We start from the raw sequence: 7704 nt of genomic DNA on the forward strand, positions 1-7704 counted from the left end.
GATCCGACTTTAATGTATGCAGAAACTCTTTTAATTGCAAACGGAATGAAAGAGCTTATAAAACTTGGCGTAAACCGCACACGACCGTACATGTATTACAATGCAGACACTTTCCCTCAGGAAGATGTTGAAAGCGGAGACTGGGCAAATTCTTTTCCTTCAGGTCACTCAACAATGGCATTTGCCGGTGCAGGTTTTACAGCTTACACTTTCTGTAAATATTTTCCAGATTCAAATTTAAAAATACCTGTCATTGCAGGAAGTTATTCTCTTGCAGTTACTGTTGCAGCCCTGCGTCTTTCCAGCGGAAATCATTTTATGACTGATGTTTTAACTGGAGCTGCAATCGGAAGTGCAGTCGGATTTTTAGTTCCATGGCTTCATACATTCAACACAAAGCACGAGGATTTTAATGTCAGTCTGCTTGCAAACGGTGTATGCGTGGCAGTTAAATATTAAGACAAATTTTCTATAATCAATTTTGCTACAGCCGTTTTTTTAGAACCTGTATCCATTGCCTGCTTTTCGATGTAACGGTGTGCTTCCTGCTCAGTCATAGATTTATTCTGCATCAAAAGCATTTTTGCACGGTTTACAAGACGGATTTCTTCCATTTTTTCTTTGAGCTGTGTTGCCTTGCTGGAAAGAATCTGAACTTTGTACTGAACTGCAATCGCGACTTTTATCATGTTGTAAAAATAAAACTGGTCAAACGGTGTTGTAAGCGTGAGAATTCCATATCCTTCAACTTTATAGCTGATTTCATCAAAATGCTGCAAAGGTGCTAAAAGCAGAACTGTAGAAAGTGAATCAGAAATATCAACTGCAAAGTCCGTACCTTCGCCGTCAGCAAAATCAACAAGGACAATGTTAAAATTCCGCTCACCGCATTTTCGCCGGGCTTCGTTAAAATCATTACAGACAGAAAGCTCAAACAACGGTGGTATTAAAACCGTACTCACAAGAGAAGAAATTTTCGTGTCATGAGTCACAACAAGGACCGAATATGTATCAGATGTCATCTTTTACTGTTTTTAACCCAAAATTTCTTTTATAAATTCACTCTTTTTTGCAGCTTCCCGTGCTTCATCAAGCGTGTCAGGGATTGTTTTATAACTTACAGACTTTGCTTCATTTTTATCAAAAAGATTAAGATTACACGGCTCTCCGGGTTTCAGATTGTTTTTGATTCCGTCAATTGCAGCATGAATGAGCAGAGTGAATGCAATGTAAGGATTACATAAAGGATCAGAAGAACGAATTTCAATTCTTGGCTTTTCCCTGCTTTCCGGAACACGGATAATGGCAGAACGGTTTTGACGGCCCCAGCAGATATATTTTGGTGCCTTTGATTCTCCAAGCCGGTTATAAGAATTCTCTGAAGGATTAAGATAATAGGTAATTTCTTCAATATGTTTAAGAACTCCGGCCAGAATCTGCTCATTTTTTGAAGAATCTGTGCAGGAAATGTTGATATGCATGCCGCTTCCAGGCTTTTCCTGTACAGGCTTAGGAGAAAAATCAGCATAAAGACCGCTTTCTGCTGCCTTTGTACGGACAATCCATTTAAATGTTGAAGCATCATCGGCCGCAGTAAGTGCATCAGAATATTTGAAATCAACTTCATTCTGGCCCGGACCTTCTTCGTGATGACTTGATTCAGGCGTGATTCCCATCTGTTCAAGCGTAAAGCAGATATTTCTCCGGATATTTTCACCTTTGTCCTCAGGTGCAATGTCCATGTAACCTGCATTATCAAAAGGAATTTTTGTCGGCTCACCGTTTTCATCAAGCTTAAACAGGTAAAATTCAAATTCGCTTCCAAAATGAAGGTCAACGCCGCATTCTTCCTTAATTTTTTTAGCGGCAGTTTTTAAGAGGTAACGGCAGTCTTTTTTGTAAGGCTTCCCGTCAGGATAGCGGATATCACAGAAAAGACGGATTACTTTACCAGTGCTTGGACGCCACGGGAGAACAGCAAGTGTCGAAGCATCCGGAAAAAGAAACAGATCAGATTTATTCGGCTCCTCAAAATTATCGACTGCAGATGCATCAAAGCCGATTCCGTTTTCGAAAGCACGCGGGAGTTCACTGGCCATGATTGTGGCATTTTTCTGCTTTCCGGAAATGTCAAAATATGCAAGGCGCACAAATTTAACATCTTCTTCTTTTACATAATCCAAAACATCTTCTTCTGTGTACAACATAGCTTACCCCATTAAAAAAGCCGTAGATTCTGCACAGAGAGTAATCTCGCGTAAAATCTACGGCTCCTTTGTCGTATTTCAAGATTTATATTAGCGGAATTTTTCTAAAATGTCCAGCTGACACCAATTGTAGGCTGAATTCTGAAATATCCGAACAAATCAAAATCAGACTTATCCTGCTCTGTATATTCTTTGTTTTTTGTTCCTTCCCAGGTATAGTTTGTTTCATCTTTGCCAAGACCGGCTATTATATACCTTGCAGAAAGATTTACAAAAAAACCAAAATGCTCGCCGGCTTTATAGCGGACAAAAATATCCGGACCGACATTTATTGTATCAAGTGAAATGGAACGGTCATAATCAGCATCTACCTGCTCCCCGCTCGAATTTGTATAAGTATAACCGGTTTTTTCGTCTGTGAAGACAGAAATATCCATACCTGCCATTAAAGTAAAAGAAATTAAAAAAGTTTCTGTGGGATAAATTGAATAACCGCCTCCAAGGGCAATATTTGTAAAAAAGCCGGTATTGGTATTTGTTCCCTGAAGATTTATATCTTTTGTTAAGGCAGCTCCAAGTGCATAATCAATTTTTGCAGTAAATCCGTTTTCATGACATCCGAGATAAAAACCTTCAATACCCAAACCGAGCTGGTTAATATCGTCTGCATTAGTTTCATCAACACCAATTTTTGAAAAGGAAATCGTTGTACCGACTCCTACATTATTGGTCCAGGATTTAGCAAAAACTGCCAGTGAGAACATTGAAAATACAAAAAAGAGAAAAATTCTTCTCATATTGTCAATTATAATACAATATACCAGAATTTTCTATAAAAGATATTTGATTTTTCTCTAAAAAAAAGTATCATTCTTCAAAATGATAGACATTCAATCTACCCCGGACACGCGGGCCGTTCCGCTTCAGAAAGTCGGCGTTAAAAACGTAAAATATCCGATTCAGGTTCTCGATAAAGACCGTAAAAGCCAGAATACAACCGGCACAGTCAATCTTTTCGTGAACCTGCCGCACAATTTTAAGGGCACTCACATGAGCCGTTTTATCGAAGTGTTTCACAAATATCACAACGACATTTCGATGAACAATTTCCTTGAAATGCTCGAAGAAATCCGCACAAAACTCGATGCAGAACGCGCTTTCGGCCGGATTACATTTCCGTACTTTATCGAAAAAAAAGCTCCCGTTACAGGCAGCACCGGGCTTATGGAATATACATGTTCGTATGAAGGTGATAGCGAGCGAATATGCGAAGCAGGGGAAAAACGCTTGAGAAGCGTTTTTAGCGAATCTCCCGAAGAGCTGGGCTCTGAAGGGGTGAGTGGCAAATCAAATTTTTTTATTTCAATTAAAGTCCCCATCGCAACCCTTTGTCCGTGTTCAAAGGCAATTTCTGAATATGGTGCACACAATCAGAGGGGATTTGTAAAAGTAAAAGTGCTTTACTCAAAATTTTTCTGGATTGAAGACGTAATTTCCATGATAGAAAGCTGTGCTTCAACTCCGCTTTATTCAGTTTTAAAGCGCAAAGACGAAAAATTCGTAACAGAACACGCTTACGACAATCCCCGCTTTGTAGAAGATGTAGTGCGCGAAGTGTATCTGGGCTTAAAAAAGATGGGCTTTAAATGGTTTAACGTCGAAGCCGAAACAGAAGAAAGCATACATTTCCACAACGCATACGCCTGTGCCGAATACAGCGAGTAAAATTACTTTCCGATTAGTTCCGGGTGATATTCAAAATGCATATTGTCGAATATTGCCCAGTAACCGCCCCAGATAAAGCCTTCACTTTCAAAAATCTTGATTACACTTTCCGGCGGCATCCATCGTTTTTCCAGAGGAACAAGCATCCATTTGTCGCCGCTTCTCTCTTTTTCCCAGCCCCAGTAAATTGCCCTTCCTGCAAGCTTTTTGGGAAGTACGTCAACTGCAATTCCGTAAGAATGAAATGATTTTCTTGAAGTCTCGGCAATTTCGCGCCAGTGATAGGCGTCTGCTGATTTCAGGGAATCTAAAAAAGCCTTTACTTCAGGATTTAATAAAGACTCCTTAATCTTTTTTTCTACATTTTTGAGCGGTGTCCAGATTCGTTCGTGAATTCTTGTCGGCTTTCCAAGAAATGTTGTGCGTATTATGTGCTCTTCAATAATAATTTTTGATTGTGCCGAATAAAGCCAGTCAAAAAAGAACATTGGAGTGCCGCCCATATTCTTCCGGCTTTCTGAAGAACCGAAAGTTTTCATCTGTTCGATTTCTTCTTCTGTGTAAGTTTTTGGATCGCGCAGAGTGTTTGTGTATTTGTAGCGCAGAACCCAGTAATTATCTTTGTTTGAAAGTTCTTCTTTTGGAAGAAGCCGGCCGTCTGCCCAGTAAAAAACAGCTGATTTTTCTCCGGCAGGCTTTGCGGTACGGTCAAAGAAAAGGTCAGCCTTCATTTCGATTTTCCAGTCGAAAACAGAAATATCGTAGTCTGCCGTGTATTTTACATCAGGGTAAAAGGACATAAATTCTTTGATTTCGTTTGGAAGAAACGGATTCGCAGAAATATTCAGAGAAAAAATTAAAGCAAATAAAATTGAGAAAAAAAACTTCATCTGAGAAAACATTGTATCACGAAAAAAAGATAATTCTGAATTTAGAATGAAAAACTAGCAGAAAATTTTCTTTACTTTGACCTTAAACTGATTTCCGCGGTCAAATTCGTTTTTGAACATGCCGAAACTTGTAGCACCCGGCGAAAATACGACAATTTGTGACTCTTTTGAACTTTCTGCCTTTTCTAAATCTGCTTTAAGTACGTTAAGCATTTCCTCAATAGAAGCAAACGGACCTTTGTAAGAAATGGCTTCGGCTTTAAAATCAGAAATCATTTTATCGGTAGCACTTCCTTCAAGAAGATAAACTGCACGCGGAACAATATTTTTACCGTTATCGCAGATTCCGTTTGCAACTGGAGAAAGGTCTAAGCCCTTGTCGGTTCCGCCGGTTAAAAAATACACCGGTTTACCGAATGCCTGAGTTGCTTCGGCCGCTGCTTCCGGGACAGTTGCGGCTGAGTCGTTGTAGAAGCGGTAAATTGTGCCTGCAATTTTACATTCGTGGAAGAATTCGAGGCGGTGTTCAATTCCGTTCCAGCGTCCGAGCACTTCAATTATTCTGTCTGGAGAAACTCCCATAATCCGCAAAACGAGGGCTGCATTCAGTACGTTTGAACGCATGTGCTTTCCCGGAACGATTAAATCTTTAAGGACTGTTTCTGTTGTTTTTTCGTAATCCTGCGGAAGGGTGTCTAATATTGCTGTAGAAAGACGGGCTTTTCCAACACCTTTTTTGTCCTGCCAGACACCGAGAACGCCTTCAGGAAGCTGCTTTTTGCTGTAGCGGAGAACCGTTGCCTTACATTCTTTTGCAAAAATGTCTCCCCAGTTTTCGATTAAAGTGCCGCCGTCGGCTGCGGGGTCTGAATCGAAGTCGAAAATCGCAAAATCTTTTTTGGTCTGGTCGGCATAAATGAGCTTTTTATCGTTTACGTATGCCAGCATTGAATGGTAGAAATTCTGATGGTCAGGAATTATTTTTGTAATGATAGAAACTTTTGGCTTTAAAAGACGGCGGCCGCGTAAATCTGCAAGCTGCCAGCTCGAAAGCTCAAGAACGACTGGAGTAGTTTCGTCAGTCTGGTCTAAGAAAGTAAGTGGAGAAACTGTAATGTTTCCGCCTAAAAAGGCATTAAAGCCTGACTGCCTTAATCCGTAATAAATTGCACTTACCGTAGACGATTTGCCTTTGCTTCCTGTTACTGCAATAATTGGAGATTTTGAAAAGCTTAAAAAGAGCGAAATATCTGTTTCGATTGCCTTTGCTTGAGCCAGAAATTTATTTCCGTCGTATTTTACGCCCGGATTTTTGATTACGCAGTCAGCATTTTCAAAATCTTCGATTCGGTGTTCGCCCAAACGGTAAGAAAGTCGGGATTTATCCAGAGATTCGTCGTTATTCAGAGAGTCGATTGTGGTCTTTAAGTCGGCTTCGGTTTTCATGTCAGTTGCAAGAACATAAGCGCCGTGATTTAAAAAGAAGCGCACACTTGCTTCGCCGCCGCCGTTCAGTCCCAATCCCATTACGGTAACGCGCTTGCCTTTTATATCATCAATTGATTTGAAAAAACACCCCGCCGGGTAAAAATGAATTGCAGGCACTTTGAGTTCTGAATCTGACATCGTAAAATCTCCTTTGATACTACTGAATTGTACACCAACAAAAGCTAAAAAGATAGGGATTTTAAAGATTTTTGAAACGGCATTTTTTTCACTACTCTTCTGTATAGTCCCCCACCCATTAGAATTTCATTATAATTTCATAAGAAAATTTCTATTATTAGAGGTACTCTATGATTAAAGTTTATGCGAAAAAAACTGTGCTCGCAGCCTTGCTTTTCTTTGCGACGACAGCTTGTTTTGCACAAATCCGCTCTTATGTCGGAATTGTCCGCCAGCAGTATTTTCCGGAACACATCAAGTATTTTGAAAAATACCGTGACGACTTGAACGACAAAGGCTATTCAACTTATGCAAAATATGTCGATGCTTACTTGAAAGGCGGTTTTGGTTCGGGATTTGTCTATGTCGGCTCAGACGGCACAAATTACATCATCACCAACCGTCATGTCGTTTCTCAGGCGGCTTCGGCTTCCGTGGAATTTGAGAACGCAGATACCGGCGAAATCACAAAATACGAAAATCTCACGGTTTTGCTGACGGACGATGAAATTGACATCGCAATTTTGGGATTTAAAAACGGCGAAAAACCGTTCAAAAAAGGACTTTCTCTTTCTTCGGCAAATGTTTCTGACGGTCATGAAGTTTGGTCGGCAGGATTTCCGGGACTTGGAAAAGATCCTGTGTGGCAGCTTGGAAAAGGCACAGTCACAAACGCAAAAGCGAGAATCAAAGATTTGCTTGACCCTTCAATTTCTACGATTATTCAGCACTCGGCTCAGGTTGACGGCGGAAATTCAGGCGGGCCTCTTATGGTCGCTTCCTCAAAAGGAACTGCCGGTTACGAAGTCGTGGGAATCAACACTTGGAAAGCAAGCAGCCGCGACTCAACGAATTTTGCGATTCCGGCAAGTATGATTTCCAAAATGATTTCAAATGTGCAGAGAAAAGAAGACGCTTCTTCTGACGAAAAGAAACTTTCCGAACGCGCTCAGAAACTTGCGGCAAACCTCAAAGATTTGGGAAGCGATTTTACGGCTGTTGCAAAATATGTTTCTTATGAGCGTGCCTCAACACAAGGACAAAAAGATTTTGACTCGGCAATTCATTTCGCGCCAAGCGGCCCGCGAAGCACGATTCTTGAAGCATTCAGTTTTGATCCTGCGGAAGGTCTGCGTTATGCATGCGCATATCAAATTTGGAAAAAGTACAGCGCAGAGTCAAACAAAGGCGTGAATTATACGGCAGGTGAAGCAAAA

8 protein-coding genes are annotated in these 7704 nt (G+C 40.7%); 3 read left to right on the plus strand and 5 right to left on the minus strand.

Going from position 1 to position 7704, the window contains the following annotated elements; all coding sequences use genetic code 11:
* Nucleotides 1-459, plus strand: a 459-nt coding sequence (locus ACKI5B_RS08175; protein ID WP_407427620.1) for a phosphatase PAP2 family protein, incomplete at its 5' end; no start/stop codon positions are given.
* On the opposite strand, the gene ACKI5B_RS08180 is transcribed toward ACKI5B_RS08175, so the two are convergent.
* The 3 genes from ACKI5B_RS08180 to ACKI5B_RS08190 form a co-directional block, all read right to left on the minus strand.
* A complete protein-coding gene (locus tag ACKI5B_RS08180; protein WP_407427622.1) occupies nucleotides 456-1022 on the minus strand; it encodes an ANTAR domain-containing response regulator in 567 nt (188 codons plus the stop codon). The genes ACKI5B_RS08175 and ACKI5B_RS08180 overlap by 4 nt on opposite strands.
* 12 nt (nucleotides 1023-1034) lie before the next feature.
* Nucleotides 1035-2207: a glutamine synthetase family protein gene (locus ACKI5B_RS08185; RefSeq protein ID WP_407427624.1), complete on the minus strand. Its 1173-nt coding sequence runs from the start codon at nucleotides 2205-2207 to the stop codon at nucleotides 1035-1037.
* 104 nt (nucleotides 2208-2311) lie between these two features.
* Nucleotides 2312-3004: a hypothetical protein gene (locus ACKI5B_RS08190; RefSeq protein ID WP_407427626.1), complete on the minus strand. Its 693-nt coding sequence runs from the start codon at nucleotides 3002-3004 to the stop codon at nucleotides 2312-2314.
* Nucleotides 3005-3086: 82 nt separating this feature from the next.
* Here ACKI5B_RS08190 and ACKI5B_RS08195 point away from each other — a divergent pair, with 82 nt between their 5' ends.
* Nucleotides 3087-3932, plus strand: a complete 846-nt coding sequence (locus ACKI5B_RS08195; protein ID WP_407427628.1) for a GTP cyclohydrolase I FolE2 — start codon at nucleotides 3087-3089, stop codon at nucleotides 3930-3932.
* Between the two features lie 2 nt (nucleotides 3933-3934).
* Here ACKI5B_RS08195 and ACKI5B_RS08200 read toward each other — a convergent pair whose 3' ends face one another.
* Nucleotides 3935-4822, minus strand: coding sequence for a M15 family metallopeptidase (locus ACKI5B_RS08200; protein WP_407427630.1), 888 nt, complete (start codon nucleotides 4820-4822; stop codon nucleotides 3935-3937).
* A 54-nt stretch (nucleotides 4823-4876) separates the two neighbouring features.
* Nucleotides 4877-6448 (minus strand): UDP-N-acetylmuramoyl-L-alanine--D-glutamate ligase, encoded by a 1572-nt coding sequence (gene murD / locus ACKI5B_RS08205; protein ID WP_407427632.1) that lies wholly within the window; start codon nucleotides 6446-6448, stop codon nucleotides 4877-4879.
* A gap of 170 nt (nucleotides 6449-6618) precedes the next feature.
* On the opposite strand from murD, the gene ACKI5B_RS08210 reads away from it, so the two are divergent.
* The coding region (locus ACKI5B_RS08210) for a S1 family peptidase (RefSeq protein WP_407427634.1) at nucleotides 6619-7704 on the plus strand (1086 nt) is incomplete at its 3' end.

Origin of the sequence: Treponema sp. (genome assembly GCF_045657965.1) — a bacterium.
Lineage (GTDB): Bacteria > Spirochaetota > Spirochaetia > Treponematales > Treponemataceae > Treponema_D.

What these genes read in the sequence shown, in the direction of transcription:
- ACKI5B_RS08180 (WP_407427622.1), bottom strand. Translation starts at nt 1,022, where the DNA reads ATGACATCTGATACATATTCGGTCCTTGTTGTGACTCATGACACGAAA.
- ACKI5B_RS08185 (WP_407427624.1), bottom strand. Translation starts at nt 2,207, where the DNA reads ATGTTGTACACAGAAGAAGATGTTTTGGATTATGTAAAAGAAGAAGAT.
- ACKI5B_RS08190 (WP_407427626.1), bottom strand. Translation starts at nt 3,004, where the DNA reads ATGAGAAGAATTTTTCTCTTTTTTGTATTTTCAATGTTCTCACTGGCA.
- ACKI5B_RS08195 (WP_407427628.1), top strand. Translation starts at nt 3,087, where the DNA reads ATGATAGACATTCAATCTACCCCGGACACGCGGGCCGTTCCGCTTCAG.
- ACKI5B_RS08200 (WP_407427630.1), bottom strand. Translation starts at nt 4,822, where the DNA reads ATGAAGTTTTTTTTCTCAATTTTATTTGCTTTAATTTTTTCTCTGAAT.
- murD (WP_407427632.1), bottom strand. Translation starts at nt 6,448, where the DNA reads ATGTCAGATTCAGAACTCAAAGTGCCTGCAATTCATTTTTACCCGGCG.